The 14316-nt window shown below is 70.7% G+C and carries 12 protein-coding genes and 1 pseudogene; 2 read left to right on the top strand and 11 right to left on the bottom strand.

Going from position 1 to position 14316, the window contains the following annotated elements:
- Window positions 1-220: pseudogene (locus ACWCQM_RS26775) on the top strand (coagulation factor 5/8 type domain-containing protein); the annotation flags it as partial.
- A 60-nt stretch (window positions 221-280) separates the two neighbouring features.
- Here ACWCQM_RS26775 and ACWCQM_RS26770 read toward each other — a convergent pair.
- The 5 genes from ACWCQM_RS26770 to ACWCQM_RS26750 form a co-directional block, all read right to left on the bottom strand.
- Window positions 281-718 carry a VOC family protein gene (locus ACWCQM_RS26770; protein WP_450917655.1) on the bottom strand — a complete coding sequence of 146 codons (438 nt, stop codon included), beginning with the start codon at window positions 716-718 and terminating at the stop codon, window positions 281-283.
- 127 nt (window positions 719-845) lie between these two features.
- The gene (locus tag ACWCQM_RS26765) at window positions 846-2909 is read right to left on the bottom strand and encodes a hypothetical protein (protein ID WP_450917654.1); all 2064 of its coding nucleotides are present in this window, start codon (window positions 2907-2909) and stop codon (window positions 846-848) included.
- A 174-nt stretch (window positions 2910-3083) separates the two neighbouring features.
- A complete protein-coding gene (locus ACWCQM_RS26760) occupies window positions 3084-3545 on the bottom strand; it encodes a DUF6113 family protein (RefSeq protein WP_450917653.1) in 462 nt (153 codons plus the stop codon).
- The gene (mshB, locus tag ACWCQM_RS26755) at window positions 3542-4453 is read right to left on the bottom strand and encodes an N-acetyl-1-D-myo-inositol-2-amino-2-deoxy-alpha-D-glucopyranoside deacetylase (RefSeq protein ID WP_450917652.1); all 912 of its coding nucleotides are present in this window, start codon (window positions 4451-4453) and stop codon (window positions 3542-3544) included. The genes ACWCQM_RS26760 and mshB overlap by 4 nt, the downstream gene beginning before the upstream one ends.
- Window positions 4454-4524: 71 nt before the next feature.
- A complete protein-coding gene (locus ACWCQM_RS26750) occupies window positions 4525-4719 on the bottom strand; it encodes a hypothetical protein (RefSeq protein ID WP_014154257.1) in 195 nt (64 codons plus the stop codon).
- A 166-nt stretch (window positions 4720-4885) separates the two neighbouring features.
- Here ACWCQM_RS26750 and ACWCQM_RS26745 point away from each other — a divergent pair, with 166 nt between their 5' ends.
- Entirely contained in the window at window positions 4886-7012 is a 2127-nt protein-coding gene (locus tag ACWCQM_RS26745) for an alpha/beta fold hydrolase (protein WP_450917651.1), read from the top strand.
- A gap of 9 nt (window positions 7013-7021) precedes the next feature.
- Here the strand turns inward: ACWCQM_RS26745 and ACWCQM_RS26740 are convergent, their stop codons facing one another.
- The 6 genes from ACWCQM_RS26740 to ACWCQM_RS26715 form a co-directional block, all read right to left on the bottom strand.
- Window positions 7022-8146 (bottom strand): hypothetical protein, encoded by a 1125-nt coding sequence (locus ACWCQM_RS26740; RefSeq protein ID WP_450917650.1) that lies wholly within the window; start codon window positions 8144-8146, stop codon window positions 7022-7024.
- Window positions 8147-8352: 206 nt separating this feature from the next.
- Complete coding sequence (locus tag ACWCQM_RS26735; protein ID WP_450917649.1) at window positions 8353-9558, bottom strand: ABC transporter ATP-binding protein; 1206 nt, start codon at window positions 9556-9558, stop codon at window positions 8353-8355.
- Window positions 9548-10525: an ABC transporter ATP-binding protein gene (locus tag ACWCQM_RS26730; RefSeq protein ID WP_073744868.1), complete on the bottom strand. Its 978-nt coding sequence runs from the start codon at window positions 10523-10525 to the stop codon at window positions 9548-9550. The genes ACWCQM_RS26735 and ACWCQM_RS26730 overlap by 11 nt, the downstream gene beginning before the upstream one ends.
- A gap of 13 nt (window positions 10526-10538) precedes the next feature.
- On the bottom strand, window positions 10539-11531 hold the full coding sequence (locus ACWCQM_RS26725; RefSeq protein WP_450917648.1) for an ABC transporter permease: 993 nt from the start codon (window positions 11529-11531) through the stop codon (window positions 10539-10541).
- Complete coding sequence (locus tag ACWCQM_RS26720) at window positions 11524-12447, bottom strand: ABC transporter permease (RefSeq protein ID WP_014154263.1); 924 nt, start codon at window positions 12445-12447, stop codon at window positions 11524-11526. The genes ACWCQM_RS26725 and ACWCQM_RS26720 overlap by 8 nt, the downstream gene beginning before the upstream one ends.
- A 130-nt stretch (window positions 12448-12577) precedes the next feature.
- Window positions 12578-14209, bottom strand: coding sequence for a peptide ABC transporter substrate-binding protein (locus tag ACWCQM_RS26715; RefSeq protein WP_450917647.1), 1632 nt, complete (start codon window positions 14207-14209; stop codon window positions 12578-12580).
- Window positions 14210-14316: the final 107 nt, after the last annotated feature.

Genomic DNA, 14316 nt, shown 5'->3' with positions numbered 1-14316 from the left:
CGAGGGCTGGGGCATGGGCAGCTACTGCTACTACAACGTCGACCCCACCATCCGCCAGCACCACGGCTTCCAGGCACCCGTGAAACCCGGAGTGACGTTCCACGACCTGCTCGTCGTCTCGCTCGGCGGCAACGGGCAGTACGAACACGTCATCAACGACACCGGCTCCCCCACGGCCGGTGACACGACCGTCCCGTCCCAGGTGGTGTCCTTCCCGTAGGGCCCATCGGCCGGCTCAGGCCCGGCCCCCGGCCCCGCGGATCACGCGGGGCCGGGCGTCTCAGAGCACGCAGAACACATGGCCTTCGGGGTCGGCCATCTCGACGTGATCGGGCCGGCCCCCCAGCTCGTGCTCCCGGACGACCGTCGCGCCGGCGGCCGTCAGCTTCTCCACCGCCTCGGTCACCCGCGGCCACCGGATCTCCCACGGGGTCTCGCGGCCGCCGCCCACCCGCACGTCGATGTGGAGCCGGTTCTTGACCGTCCGGGGCTCCGGGACCTTCATGAAGGACAGGGTCGGACCCACGCCGTCCGGGTCGGAGAGATAGGCGCCGTCGTCCCACTCCTCCTCCGGCACGTCGTGGTGGACGAACCACTCCTCCCAGCTGCCGAACCCGGCGGGCGGGGGCGTCTCGACGTATCCCAGGGCCAGCGCCCAGAAGGTCGCCAGCGCCTTCGGGTGCGCGCAGTCGATCGTCAGACTCCATCTCGTGGACATGGAACCCTCTCCTCCCGGACCGGTCTCGTGGACGGCCCCGCGCCGTCCGGGCGCTCCGGGGCCGTACGACTCCGCCCCCGCCCGGAGAGCCGGGCAGGGGCGGGTTGTACGGGTGCCGCGGGGGCTGTCAGCCCTCGCCGTTGAGCTCGATCGCGACGGTGCGCTCGGCGGGGGTCTTGCCGAGCAGCGCGCCCTGCATGGCGTGGGCCACGTCGTCGGGGCTGACCGGGTACTGCTTCCCGTCGCCCTTCGTGATCATGATGCCGTCGAAGACGCCGTCCAGCAGGGTCTCGATCGCCTTCTTGTCGTAGACCGCGACGAGCTTGCCGTCGATCGGCTTCATGGACAGGATCTGCGGCAGCGACCTCGCGGGCCCGAAGTCGATCTGCTTCTGCCCGGCCTTGATGGTCACCAGACCGGACATCGCCGGCTGGGCGAACTCCTTCATCGCCCGGTCGAGTTCGGCCTTGGTGATGGTGGGTTCGGTTGCGGCGACCGGCAGTTCGACGACGGTCGGCTCACCGGTCTGGACCTGCGCGCGATAGGCGTCGCGTACGGAGATCATCGACCGGTTGACGTCCAGCGACTTGCCCGGCTTGCCGGGGACGGCGACGGCCTTGTTCGGCTCGAACTTGATCGTGCCGTCGTTGGCGGAGCCGGAGACGCCCGCCAGCTCGGTCAGCGCGACCCCGAGCTTCTCCTCGTCGACCGGGATCACCGGGTCGGCGGAGCGCGCCCCGCCGAACAGGGAACCGATCACGGAGACCGGGTTGTAGTCGCTGCCCGCGGCGCCGCGCACGGTCTCCTCGCTGTCCAGGGTCAGACCGGCCTTCTCCGGGGAGAGCTTCTCCTCCTTGCCGTCGACGGACAGCTGGAGAGGCGCCTGGGCGCGCTTGCCGAGGGCGGCCTCCAGTTTGGTGACCGCCTCCTCCTTCGTGCCGCCGCCGATGTCGACGCCGAGCACCGTGGTGCCCTTCGGGACCTCGGAGTGGTTCATCAGCAGTCCCGCGCCGTAGGCGACGCCGAACAGCACGAACGCGGCGACGCCCAGCAGGACCAGCTTGGAGCGGCCCTTCTTGGCGGGCGGCGCGGGCTGCGGAGCCGGCCTCGGGGCGGGCGCGGGCGCCGCGGGGCCACCCGGGTCGGCGGGTCCGCCGCCCAGGGGGCCCTCGGGACGCAGTCCGCCGGGCCCGCCGGGGAAGGGCGAGCGGGAGTCCGAGGGGATGACGGGGATGCCGCTGGTGAGCGTGTCACCGGAGACATGACCGCCCGGGCCGTTGCCGGGGCCGGGCGCCGGGGCCTGCGGCGTCAGGATCGCGGTGTCGTCGGACATCCGGGGCGGTACGCCGCCGGGGCCGCCCGGCCGGGGGCCCGTCGGGCCGCCGGGGAGGGCGTCGAGGTTCGGCGTCAGCGCGGAACTGCCGGTGGCCGGGCCGGTGGTGGGCCCGGAGGGACCGGGTCCGCCGGGCTGGCGCATGCCGGGGTTCGGCGTGGACAGCGGACCGCCGGGGCCGCCCGCACCGAGTCCGTCCAGGGCGCTGCCGCCCTGGCGGGCACCGGGCTGCGCCCCCTCCGGGAAGTACGGGGAGTCCGCGCGGGGCGGCGGCGTGGGTCCGGAACCGGGCGCCCCGGAAGGCCCGCCCGACGAGGGGACGCCGGCGGACGGGCCGCTGGAGCCCTGGCCCTGGTTCGGCCCGGGCGCGCCCGGAGCCGGGGCCGCGCCCGCGGCCGGAGCCTTGCGCGGGGCGAACCAGTCGCTTCCGCTCTTCTCCCTGGCCGGCTTCTCGGCCGGGGGCTCGGCGGCCGGGCCGCCGTCACGTGCCTCCGGGCCGGGGCCGCCGGGTGCACCGCCGGGCGAGGACGCGGGAGCGCCCGGCCTCGGGGTGCTGCCGGTCCGCTCGGCGGCGGGGCCGCCCGAGCCGTCGGTGTCACTCATCGGCGTACGCATGACGACGGGCGGGATCGGACGCGAGCCCGGAATGTTGATCCGGATGCGCGTCGTCAGCGTCGTCTCTGTTCTGGGCTCCTCGGGCTGAGGCGGATCCGCAGGCTCCGGAGTCTCATCCGGCCCGTCCTGAGACGGGTGCAGCGACGGATACTGGCGTGATCCGTACGGCGGCGTACCCGACGGGTACGCGGCTCCGCCGCGCCCCTGGGGCCCGGAGGACGAACTGTCAGTTTCACGACTCAAAGCAGGTTCTCCCGATTGGCTCCGCCGCCCGTACTTCCCCCATGCCGCAGGCCAGGGGACGGCTCGGCGCGCGCACCACCATACTGGCCGCCGCCGAAAGACTCTCCGCGACCGGGGGAATCAAGGATGCACCCACCGCTGCGCGGAGGGGCGACCGGGAGCGGACATACCACATCACGTGCCAGGTCGACCGGTGTCGTTGGCCGGATCAGGCAGCCGCGACATCGTGGCACACATCACAGCGACGGCCATCCCTCCGAGCATGAAGAGCGCGAGGCCGATCTCCTCGGCGAAGACGAAGTCGCCCTCGGGACGCCCGCCGAGCAGGATGATGACGGCGATGAACCAGCCCACCGCCGGTACGAGCGCGCCGAGCTGTGTGCGGGTCAGCACCCGGCCGCCGTAGAACACCCCGGCCGACGCGGCCAGCGCGAGCAGCAACCCGCCCGGAAACAGGGCCGCCTGGACGAGGGTGCCCGTGAACCCGACCGCCGCGCCCAGCACCGCGAGGCCGGCGTACAGGGGGATGCGCCGGGGGTTCGGGGGCGCGGCAAGCCCGGTGGGCGCGGGGCTCCTGGGCGGGGCGTTGGTGCGCGGCGACTGCGACGAGGCGCGCGGCCTCTGCCTGCTGCTCATGTCTGTGCTCCCGGTGCGAGGGCCGCGTCCGCCAGGCCCGCGAAGAGGTCGTGCTCCCGCAGACCATGGTCCACGCCGCTGTCGCCTCGCACCAATTGGTAGTACTCGGTGGTGAAGACGGGCTGCCCGAGGTCGTTCGAAAGAGCGAAGAACGGGCCGTCCACGGCGATCTGGGTGGCGTGCGCCCGCATGGCCGCGGTCTTGGCCGCGGCGTACGCGGAACCGTCGATCTCGGCGGTGATCTCCGAGTCGTCCACCACACCGGGTACGTCGTCGATCGCGGCGATCCCCGGGAAGGCGTCGGGGGCGGTCTCCCGCAGCCGGGCGAAGCCCTCCTCGGCGACGGAGCGGGGCACCCGGTTCCAGTAGATCTTGGCGACGGTGTGCGGGGCGCCGTCCCCGTACGCGGGATCGGCGGCCAGGTCCGCGGCGCGCATCGCGACGCGGTGCGCCTGGATGTGGTCGGGGTGGCCGTATCCGCCGTCGGGGTCGTAGGTGACGAGGACCTGGGGCCGCAGGGCCCTGATCACTCCGACGAGGTGGCCCGCCGCCTCGTCGAGGCGGGCGTCCCAGAAGGCGCCGGGCCTGTGGTTCTGCTCGGTGCCCATCATTCCGGAGTCGCGGTACCTGCCGGGGCCGCCCAGGAAGCGGTGGTCGCTCACGCCGAGCTCCCGCATGGCCGCCGCGAGTTCGCCGACGCGGTGGGCGCCCAGGCCGCCCTCACGGTCCTCGGCGAGATGCGCCAGGCCGGGCGGGATGACCTCGCCCTCCTCGCCGAGGGTGCAGGTCACCAGGGCGACGTGGGCGCCCTCGGCCGCGTACCTGGCCATGGTGGCGCCGTTGTTGATCGACTCGTCGTCGGGGTGCGCGTGCACCAGGAGCAGACGGCGGGCGGGAAGGTCCTTCATGGGACCACCCTACGAGCAGCCCGCCCCCCGCACGGACCGCCCCACGGTGTCCCGGCCTGCCGGCACACCTGTCAGAACTTGATGCCCCCGATCATTCCTGCCACGTTCGACGTCACCTCCGAGATGGTCGGGGCGATCGACGAGCTCGCGAGATAGAACCCGAGCAACATGCAGACCACCGCGTGTCCGCCCTTCAGTCCGGATTTCCGGATCAGCAGGAAGACGACGATCGCCAGCAGCACCACCGCCGAAATCGAGAGTGCCACGGCGGTTCACCTCCATCAGTACGGTCGGGACAGGCAGCACACATGGAGCCAGCAGGTTCATACCCACCGAGCGCTACGGATCATAACTATCCGTGCCGACGCATTGATCGGGGCACAGCAGCACGAGGGGCGCACGGACCGCCCGTCGAGAGCTAGGTTCGGTGCCATGACCTCGCAGAAGCTGTCTTTTCCACGCCAGCACGCCCGGACCCAGCGGTTCACTCTCGGCGCACCTCGCGCGTTCACCGTCTCGAGGGACGGGACGCGGGTGATCTTCCTCCGCTCGTCGTCGGGCACCGACCGGACGAACCGGCTCATGGTGCTCGACACCCTGACCGGTGAGGAGCGGGTCGCCGCCGATCCCGCCGTGCTGCTGGGGGGTTCGACGGAGAAGCTGTCCCCCCAGGAGCGCGCGCGGCGCGAGCGGACCAGGGAGGGATCGGCGGGAATCGTCGGCTACGCGGTCGACGAGGCGGCCGAGTTGGCCGCTTTCGCGCTCTCCGGCAAGGTGTACGTCGCGGAGTTGAGGGCGGGCACGGCCCGCGCGCTGCCGGTACCGGGCCCGGTCATCGACCCGCGCCCCTCCCCCGACGGCCGGCACATCGCCTATGTCTCCCGGGGCGCGCTCCGCGTGGTGGGTGCGGACGGCGCGGGCGACCGGCCGGTCGCCGAGCCGGAGGACGCGCAGGTCACCTACGGGCTGGCCGAGTTCGTCGCGGCCGAGGAGATGGGCCGCTACCGGGGTTTCTGGTGGTCGCCCGACTCGGAGCGCCTGCTCGTCGCCCGCGCCGACGACAGCGCCGTACAGCGGTGGTGGATCGCCGATCCCGCGAACCCCGGGAGCAAGCCGGCCGAGGTGGGCTATCCGGCGGCAGGGACGGCCAACGCCGAGGTGCGGCTCTTCGTGACGGATCTGGAGGGGGCTCGCACCGAGGTCGTCTGGGACCGCGCGCGCTTCCCCTACCTGGCCCGGGTGCACTGGTCGTCGCACGGCGCGCCGCTCCTCCTGGTGCAGGCCCGCGACCAGCGCAGCCAGCTGCATCTGGCCGTCGACACGGAGAGCGGTGCGACGCGGACCGTACATGTGGACGAGGACGAGATCTGGCTTGATCTTTTCGCCGGCGTGCCCGCATGGGCGCCGGACGGGCGTCTCGTCCGGGTCGCCGACGAGGGGGGCGCGCGTGTGCTCTCGGTCGGCGACCGCCCGCTGACCGGTGACCAGTTGCACATCCAGGCGGTGCTGGACATCGGGGAGTCGGACATCCTGGTGCAGGCCACGGCGGGCGAGGGCGCGGCCGATCCCGAGACGGGGCAGAGCCATGTCTACCGGGTCAACGAGCTGGGCGTCGAGCGCGTCAGCGAGGGTGCCGGGGTGCACTCCGCGGTGCGCTCGGGCGAGGTGACGGTGCTGGTCTCGGCGACCCTGGAGCAGCCGGGAGCGGCCGTACAGGTCCTGCGGGACGGCAAGCGGATCGCCACCGTGGCCGATCTCGCCCAGGAGCCGACCCTGCGGGCACGGGTCCAGCTGGCCGAGGGGGGCGCACGGCGCATCCCGTGCGCCGTGCTGCTCCCCTCCGGCTACAAGGAATCGGACGGCCCTCTTCCGGTGCTGATGGACCCCTACGGCGGTCCGCACGGCCGGCGGGTCGTCGCCGCGCACAATCCGCACCTCACGTCACAGTGGTTCGCCGACCACGGTTTCGCCGTGATCGTCGCGGACGGCCGGGGCGCGCCCGGCCGCTCGCCGGGCTGGGAGAAGGCGGTCAGGGACGACTTCACCCTGACCCTCGACGACCAGGTCGAGGCGCTGCACGCGCTGGCCGGGCGCTTCCCGCTGGACCTCTCGAAGGTGGCGATGCGCGGCTGGTCGTACGGCGGGTACCTCTCGGCGCTCGCGGTGCTGCGGCGCCCGGACGTCTTCCACGCGGCCGTGGTCGGCGCGCCGGTGACGGACTGGCGGCTGTACGACACCCACTACACCGAGCGCTATCTCGGTGACCCCGCCGCGCAGCCCGAGGTGTACGCCCGCAGCTCCCTGGTGACGGACGAGGGGCTGTCCGAGCCGGCCGGCGAGGTGCGGCCGATGATGATCGTCCACGGTCTGGCCGACGACAACGTGGTGGTCGCCCACGCGCTGAGGCTCTCGTCGGCGCTGCTGTCCGCCGGGCGCCCGCACGAGGTGCTGCCGCTGAGCGGGGTGACGCACATGACCCCGCAGGAGCAGGTGGCCGAGAATCTGCTGCTGCTCCAGGTGGACTTCCTCAAGCGGTCCCTGGGGCTGGCCCGGGGGTAGCCGGGGCCCTCACCAGCTGGGCGGCCGGGAGCTGGGCGGCGGCGGGGCGGCGGGCCCGCCGCCGCCACCCGGGTAGCCGTAGCCGGGGGTGCCGCCCTGCGGATAGCCGTAACCGGGTGTCCCGCTCTGCGGATAGCCGTAACCGGGGGTGCCGGTCCGCGGGTAGCCGTACCCCTGGGAGCCGGACTGCGGATAGCCGTAGCCGCCGTACCCCTGGTCCTCTCCGTCGGGCACCTCGAAGCCCCTGCGTGCCAGGACGAGCAGGGTCAGGAGCCCGGCGAGGGCGAACAGGAACCAGGTGAGGGCGAGGAGCTGGTACTCCACGTCGAGTTCGCCGAAGTGGTCCAGCATCCGCTCGTGAACGGCCTGGGCGATCCCGGCGCCGCCCGAGACCAGCAGGAAGCCGGCGGCGATCATGCCGAGCGGGCGTGAGTGGACGGCCCGGAAGAGCGCCGTCCACGCCACCACCAGGCAGACGGCAGCGAGCGCCAGGCTCTCCCAGCCGGGCGGCGCCTCGACCAGTCCGACCTGGATGGCGTCTCCGCCGATGAACCAGTCCGGGTAGACGTCCGCGCTCAGGGTGACGAACTGCCGGACCTCCCAGGCGATCAGGACCGCCCCGGAGACACCGAGCAGGAGGAAGGTGGTGACACCGGCTCCCTGGCCCGGCCTGGTGGGCCGCCGCTCGTAGGAGTCCTCGGGCTGTCTGCGGCCCGCGGCGCCGGTGATGATCAGCGCGAGGGCCGCGGCGAGAACGGCGAAGGTCCCGACGAGGGCGCGGGTGCGCAGCTCGTCGCTGAAGCGTCCGTCCATCCAGGACGCACCGATGGTCCAGACGCCGGGCAGCCGCATCACGAGGGTGACCACACCGGTGGTGACCAGCACGGACGCGGCGATCGACGAGCGGAGCGCGGCGATGAGGGCGAGGACGCCGACGACGAGCAGCACCGGGTCGGCCTGCGTCGTGGCGGGGCGCACCTTCAACCGGGTGTCCACGAAGCCCGCCCAGTGGCGCAGCAGCTCGGCGGGATCGCCGACGGCCCGCAGATCACGCACGATCCAGGCCGCGGTGACGGCCACGAGCACGGCGCAGAGCACCGCCCCGGTGATTCTGGCTCCCCGTGTGAGTATCACCCCAGCGATACTCCCCGGCGGTCCGCCGATGGACAAGGGGACCTCTGGGGGCTGCGGGGAACGGGTAACCGGCCGGGGCGACGTGATGAACGCCCCGGCCGGTTCACGGCACCCGCACGGCCGTACGTTGTCCATGGTGAGGCGTTCGTATATCGGAGCCGAGACGGTCAAGTTGCCTCTGTGTTAACGAAGATGAGGCTCATTTATCACTCTTTGTCGCCTGTCTCACCCGCGTTCGGGGGTGCGGGCGGGGACGGCGGAGCGTCCTGGGGCTCCGTCGTCCCCGCCGGCCCCTCCTTGGGCACCACCGTCTTCTCCTCGGCGAAGTGACACGCCGAATCGTGCCGGGCGGGTGTCTCCGCGCCCCGGAAGACCGCCGGCACCGCCAGCAGCGGGACCTCCAGCTCGCACCGCTCCTGCGCCTTCCAGCAGCGGGTGCGGAAGCGGCAGCCGGACGGGATGTTCGCGGGGGACGGCACGTCGCCATGCAGGATGATCCGCTCGCGGTGCTCACGGGCCGTCGGGTCGGGCACCGGGACGGCGGACAGCAGCGCCTGGGTGTAGGGGTGCGTGGGGTGGTCGTAGATCTGCTCGTCCGTGCCGATCTCGACGATCCGGCCGAGGTACATGACGCCGACCCGGTCGGAGATGTGCCGGACGATCGACAGGTCGTGCGCGATGAACAGGAAGCTCAGGCTGAACTCGGCCTGGAGCCGGTCCAGCAGGTTGACCACCTGGGCCTGGACCGACACGTCGAGCGCCGAGACCGGTTCGTCGGCGACGATGATCTCGGGGTTGAGGGCGAGGCCGCGGGCGATGCCGATGCGCTGGCGCTGGCCGCCGGAGAACTGGTGCGGATAGCGGTTGATGTACTCCGGGTTCAGACCGACGACGTCGAGCAGGTCCTGCACCTTCTGCCTGCGGTTCCCCTTGGGCGCCACCTCGGGGTGGATCTCGTACGGCTCCCCGATGATGTCGCCGACCGTCATACGCGGGTTGAGCGAGGTGTACGGGTCCTGGAACACCATCTGGATGTTGCGGCGTACGGCCTTCAGCGCGCGGCCGGACAGCTTGGTGACGTCCTCGCCCTTGTAGCGGATCACTCCCCCGGTGGGCGGTTCCAGGTGCACCAGCATCTTGGCGACGGTCGACTTGCCGCAGCCGGACTCCCCCACGATGCCGAGCGTCTCGCCCGCCGCCAGGTCGAAGTCCACGCCGTCGACGGCCCTGACCGCGCCGACCTGCTTCTTGAAGAGGATGCCCCGGGTGAGCGGATAGTGCTTGACCAGGCCGCGCACCTCCAGGATCGGGTCGCCCTCCGCGTACGGCCGCGTGCGGTCCGCCTCCCGCGCCTCGGAGAGCAGCGTGGAGCCACCTGGGCCGTTCCCGCGTTCCGCGTCCTCAGCGTGCATCGAGCGTCTCCTTCCAGAAGTGGCAGGCGCTCCGGCGCTCCTCGTCCACGGTGTAGAGCGGCGGCACGTCCGTGCGGCACACGGCCTGGGCCATCGGGCAGCGCGGGTGGAAGGCGCAGCCGGGCGGGATGTGCAGCAGGTTGGGCGGCAGGCCCTTGATCGCGTAGAGCTCCTGACCCTTCTGGTCCAGCCTCGGGATCGAGCGGAGCAGGCCCTTGGTGTACGGGTGGGCGGGGGCCTTGTAGATCTCGTGGACCGGGGCGGTCTCGACGATCCGGCCCGCGTACATCACGGCGATCTTGTCGGCGACGTCCGCGACGACACCGAGGTCGTGCGTGATCAGGATCAGACCCATGTTGAGCTCGCGCTGGAGCTCCGCGAGCAGGTCCATGACCTGGGCCTGGACGGTCACGTCGAGCGCCGTGGTGGGCTCGTCCGCGATGATCAGGTCGGGCTCCAGGGCCAGCGCCATCGCGATCATGATGCGCTGGCGCATACCGCCGGAGAACTGGTGGGGGAAGTTGCCGACCCGTTCGCGTGCGGCGGGGATGCGCACCCGGTCCATCAGCTCGATGGCCTTGGCCTTGGCGTCGCCCCGGGACATCCCGCGGTGGACGACGAACATCTCGCCGAGCTGCTCCCCCACGCTCAGCACCGGGTTCAGCGAGGACAGCGCGTCCTGGAAGATCATGGCCATCTCCTGGCCCCGGACCTTGCGGCGCTCCTCGGGCTTGAGTTTCAGCAGGTCGCGGCCCTGGAAGAGGATCTCGCCACCGCTGATCTTGCCCGGAGGGGTGTCGAGGATGCCCATGATCGCCTGTGCGGTGACGGACTTGCCCGAACCGGACTCGCCGAGCACGGCGAGCGTCTCGCCTTCGGCCACCGAGTAGTTGACCCCGTTGACGGCCTTGGCGACGCCGTCCCGGGTGTGGAACTCCACGTGCAGATCGCGCACTTCGAGCAACATGGCAGCGGACTCCTCAGCGCAGCTTGGGGTCGAGGGCGTCGCGCACCGCGTCGCCGAGCATGATGAAGGCGAGCACGGTGACGGCCAGTGCTCCGGCGGGCCAGAGAAGCATGTGCGGCGCGTTGCGGACGTACTGGGAGGCGGCCGAGATGTCGATGCCCCAGGAGACCGCCGGCGGCTTCAGGCCGACACCGAGGTACGAGAGGGTCGCCTCCAGCGAGATGTACGTCCCCAGGGCGATGGTCGCGACGACGATCACCGGCGCGATGGCGTTGGGCATGATGTGGCGGAGCATCATCCGGGTGTTGGAGGCGCCCAGCGCCCTGGCCGCCTGGACGTAGTCGTTCTGTTTGGCGGTGATGACGGAGCCGCGGGCGATACGGGCGATCTGGGGCCAGCCCAGCAGCACGATGAAGCCGATCACCGGCCAGACCGTGGAGCTGGTGACGACGGACAGGAAGACCAGTCCGCCGAGGACCACCGGGATGCCGAAGAAGACGTCCGTGATGCGGGAGAGCACGGCGTCCCAGCCCTTGCCGAAGAACCCGGCGAGTCCGCCGAGCACGCCGCCGAGCAGCGAGACCCCGAGGGTGGACAGGACGCCGACGGTCACCGACGTACGGGCGCCGTAGACGGTGCGGGTGTAGACGTCGCAGCCCTGGCCGTCGAAGCCGAAGGGGTGCCCCGGCTGGGACCCCTCCTGGGCCTTGGCGAGGTCGCAGTCGAGCGGGTCCTGGTCCGCGATCAGGGACGGCCAGATCGAGATGATCACCAGGAACAGGATGATCAGCCCGGAGATGATGAAGACCGGGTTGCGGCGCAGATCGCGCCAGGCGTCGGACCAGAGGCTGCGCGGCTTGCCGGCCGGGCCGGTGCCCTCGGGACCGCCGGGCGTCTTCTCCAGCGTGACGCCCTCGTCCATCGCGAGGTCCATGCCTCCGCCCGCGCCCGCCCCCGAGATCGCCCCGCTGCCCGTCGTCTCGTCCCACGGCTTCTGCTCAGGCATAGCGGATCCTCGGGTCGAGTACGGCGTACAGGAGGTCGACGATCAGGTTGGCCGCCAGGAAGACGAGGACCAGGACGGTGACGAATCCGACGACGGTCTGGGAGTTCTGGCGCAGGATGCCCTGGTAGAGCTGGTAGCCGACTCCATGGATGTTGAAGATGCGCTCGGTGACGATCGCCCCGCCCATCAGGGCGCCCACGTCCGTGCCGATGAAGGTGACGACGGGGATCAGGGAGTTGCGCAGCAGATGCCGCACCACCACCCGTCGTCTGGGGAGGCCCTTGGCCACGGCGGTACGGACGTAGTCGGCGCGGGCGTTCTCCGCGATCGAGGTCCGGGTGAGCCGGGTGACGTAGGCCAGTGAGACGGAGGCCAGGACGAGGCCGGGCACGATGAGTTCGTCGACCGGGGCCTCGGAGGAGACGGAGGGCTTGATGATGCCCCACTCCACGCCCAGGAGGAGCTGGAGCAGCAGGCCGGTGACGAACGTGGGGACGGCGATGACCACCAGGGTCAGGATGAGCACCACGGTGTCGACGGGCCGTCCGCGGCGCAGTCCGGTGACCACACCGAGGCTGATGCCGATGACGATCTCGAAGACGATCGCGACGATGGTGAGCCGGATGGTGATGGGGAAGGCCGTGGCCATCAGCTCGGTGACCTTCTGCCCGTTGAACGCGGTGCCGAAGTCGCCGGTGAAGATGTTGCCCATGTAGGTCAGGTACTGCTGCCAGACCGGCTTGTCGAGGCCGAACTCGGTGCGCAGCTGGGCGGCGGTCGCGGGGTCGCACTGGCGGTCGCCGCAGAGGCCCGCGATGGGGTCGCCCATCACGTTCACCATGAGGAAGATCAACAGCGTGGTGCCGAAGAAGACCGGGATCATCTGCAGCAACCGCCGGATCACATAACGTCCCATGAGGGGCTCCGGGGGTTCGGGGGTGTCCTTCCGGGGCGACCGGGAGGGCACCTCTCAGGCGAACGGGCAAAGGGACCGGAAAGCCGCGTGGCCGGTGCGGTACGCCGCACCGGCCACCGGCTTCAACGGGTCACTTGACCTTGATCTGGTCGTACACCGGGACGCTGAAGGGGTTCAGCGAGACGTTCTCGACCCTGTCCGAGTAGCCGGCGCTGCCGTTCTGGTACCAGAGCGGAATGACGGGCATCTGCTCGACGAGGACCTTCTCCGCGTCCTGGAAGGTGGAGACGGCCTGGGCCTTGTCGCTCTCGGCGTTGGCCTTGTCGACCAGGTCGTCGAACTTCTGGTCGCTCCACTTGCCGTCGTTGGACGGGGCGTTGGTGTAGTAGAGCGGCTGGAGGAAGTTCTGGATCAGCGGGTAGTCCATCTGCCAGCCGGCGCGCCAGGCACCGGTCAGCTTCTGGGTGGAGACCTGGCTGCGGAAGTCGGCGAAGGTGCCGACCGGGCCGCCCACACAGGCCTTGTTGTTGCCCATGACGTTGTTGATGCTGTTGCAGACCGCGTCGACCCACTCCTTGTGGGAGCCGGTGTCGGCGTTGTACGAGATCTTCAGCTGGCCGCCGGGGATGCCGCCGCCCTCCTCGATCAGCTTCTTGGCCTGGGCCTTGTCGTACTCGCAGGGGGAGCCGCAGAGGCCCTTCTTGAAGCCGCCCTCCTCGCCGAGGACCGGGGAGGTCCAGTCGGAGGCGGGGGTGCGGGTCTTCTGGAAGATCTGGTCGGTGATCTGCTCGCGGTTGATCGCCATGGACAGGCCCTGGCGGACCTTGATGGCGCCCGGGGTGTCCCATGCCTTCTCGTAGAAGGGGAAGGCGAGCGTCTGGATGATGCCGGCCGGGGTGTTGATGTAGCGGTCGCCGAGGTCCGCCTCGACGTTCTTGAGCTGCGAGGCGGGCACGTCGTCGACCAGGTCGAGGTTGCCCGCGGTCAGGTCGGTGTAGGCGGTGTTGTTGTCGGTGTAGACCTTGAGGTCGATGCCGCCGTTCTGCGCCTTGTCGTCGCCGGGGTAGTCGTCCCACCTGCGCAGGTTCATCGACGAGCCCTTGGCGTACTGGTCGATGGTGTAGGGCCCGTTGCCGATCGGCTTGGAGAGCCAGGCGTCGTGGTCGTCGTAGAAGGCCTGGGGCAGCGGCACGAAGGCCGCGTAGCCGAGGGTGTCGGGCCAGAGCGAGAACTTCTGCGACAGCTTGACCGTGAAGGTCGTGTCGTCGACGACCTTCAGACCGGAGAGCTTCTCGGCGCTGGCGGAGCCCGACTCGGGGTGGACCTTGTCATAACCGTCGATGTACTGGAAGAAGTAGGCGTTCTTCTGGTTGTTCTTCAGCGCGGCGCCGTAGTTCCACGCGTCCACGAAGGACTTCGCCGTGATCTTCTCACCGTTGCTGAAGGTCCAGTTGTCCTTGATCGTGACGGTGAAGTTCTGCGAGTCCGTGCTGTCGATCTTCTCGGCGATCTCGTTCTCGGCCTCGCCGGTCTTCGGGTTGTAGCGCACCAGGCCCCTGAAGACCATGTCGAGCACCTTGCCACCCTGCACCTCGTTGGTGTTCGCGGGCTCCAGGGGGTTCTGCGGGTCACCCCAGGACGAGCTCACGATCCCGTCGGCGCCACCGCCACCGCCCCCGTCGTCCCCTCCGCCGCATGCCGTGGCCGTCAGGGCGACAGCGACGGCGCATGCGGCCCACCTGGCCTGTGTGGCTCCGCGCATGAAGTGCCTCCTAGGGTTCCCTTGAGTGGCTCAATGCCTCATATCACCTCATATGACACTTCGTCGCATGTTGGCCTACGCCGTACGCCGTACGTGGCCCGGGAACG

This window comes from Streptomyces sp. NPDC002125 (genome assembly GCF_053593715.1).
Note: the sequence above shows the minus strand (reverse complement) of the source record. Positions and strands in the feature narration are given on the sequence as shown.

Coding starts and splice junctions, on each gene's coding strand:
- ACWCQM_RS26770 (WP_450917655.1), bottom strand. CDS start 718: ATGTCCACGAGATGGAGTCTGACGATCGACTGCGCGCACCCGAAGGCG.
- ACWCQM_RS26760 (WP_450917653.1), bottom strand. CDS start 3,545: ATGAGCAGCAGGCAGAGGCCGCGCGCCTCGTCGCAGTCGCCGCGCACC.
- mshB (WP_450917652.1), bottom strand. CDS start 4,453: ATGAAGGACCTTCCCGCCCGCCGTCTGCTCCTGGTGCACGCGCACCCC.
- ACWCQM_RS26745 (WP_450917651.1), top strand. CDS start 4,886: ATGACCTCGCAGAAGCTGTCTTTTCCACGCCAGCACGCCCGGACCCAG.
- ACWCQM_RS26735 (WP_450917649.1), bottom strand. CDS start 9,558: ATGCACGCTGAGGACGCGGAACGCGGGAACGGCCCAGGTGGCTCCACG.
- ACWCQM_RS26730 (WP_073744868.1), bottom strand. CDS start 10,525: ATGTTGCTCGAAGTGCGCGATCTGCACGTGGAGTTCCACACCCGGGAC.
- ACWCQM_RS26725 (WP_450917648.1), bottom strand. CDS start 11,531: ATGCCTGAGCAGAAGCCGTGGGACGAGACGACGGGCAGCGGGGCGATC.
- ACWCQM_RS26720 (WP_014154263.1), bottom strand. CDS start 12,447: ATGGGACGTTATGTGATCCGGCGGTTGCTGCAGATGATCCCGGTCTTC.
- ACWCQM_RS26715 (WP_450917647.1), bottom strand. CDS start 14,209: ATGCGCGGAGCCACACAGGCCAGGTGGGCCGCATGCGCCGTCGCTGTC.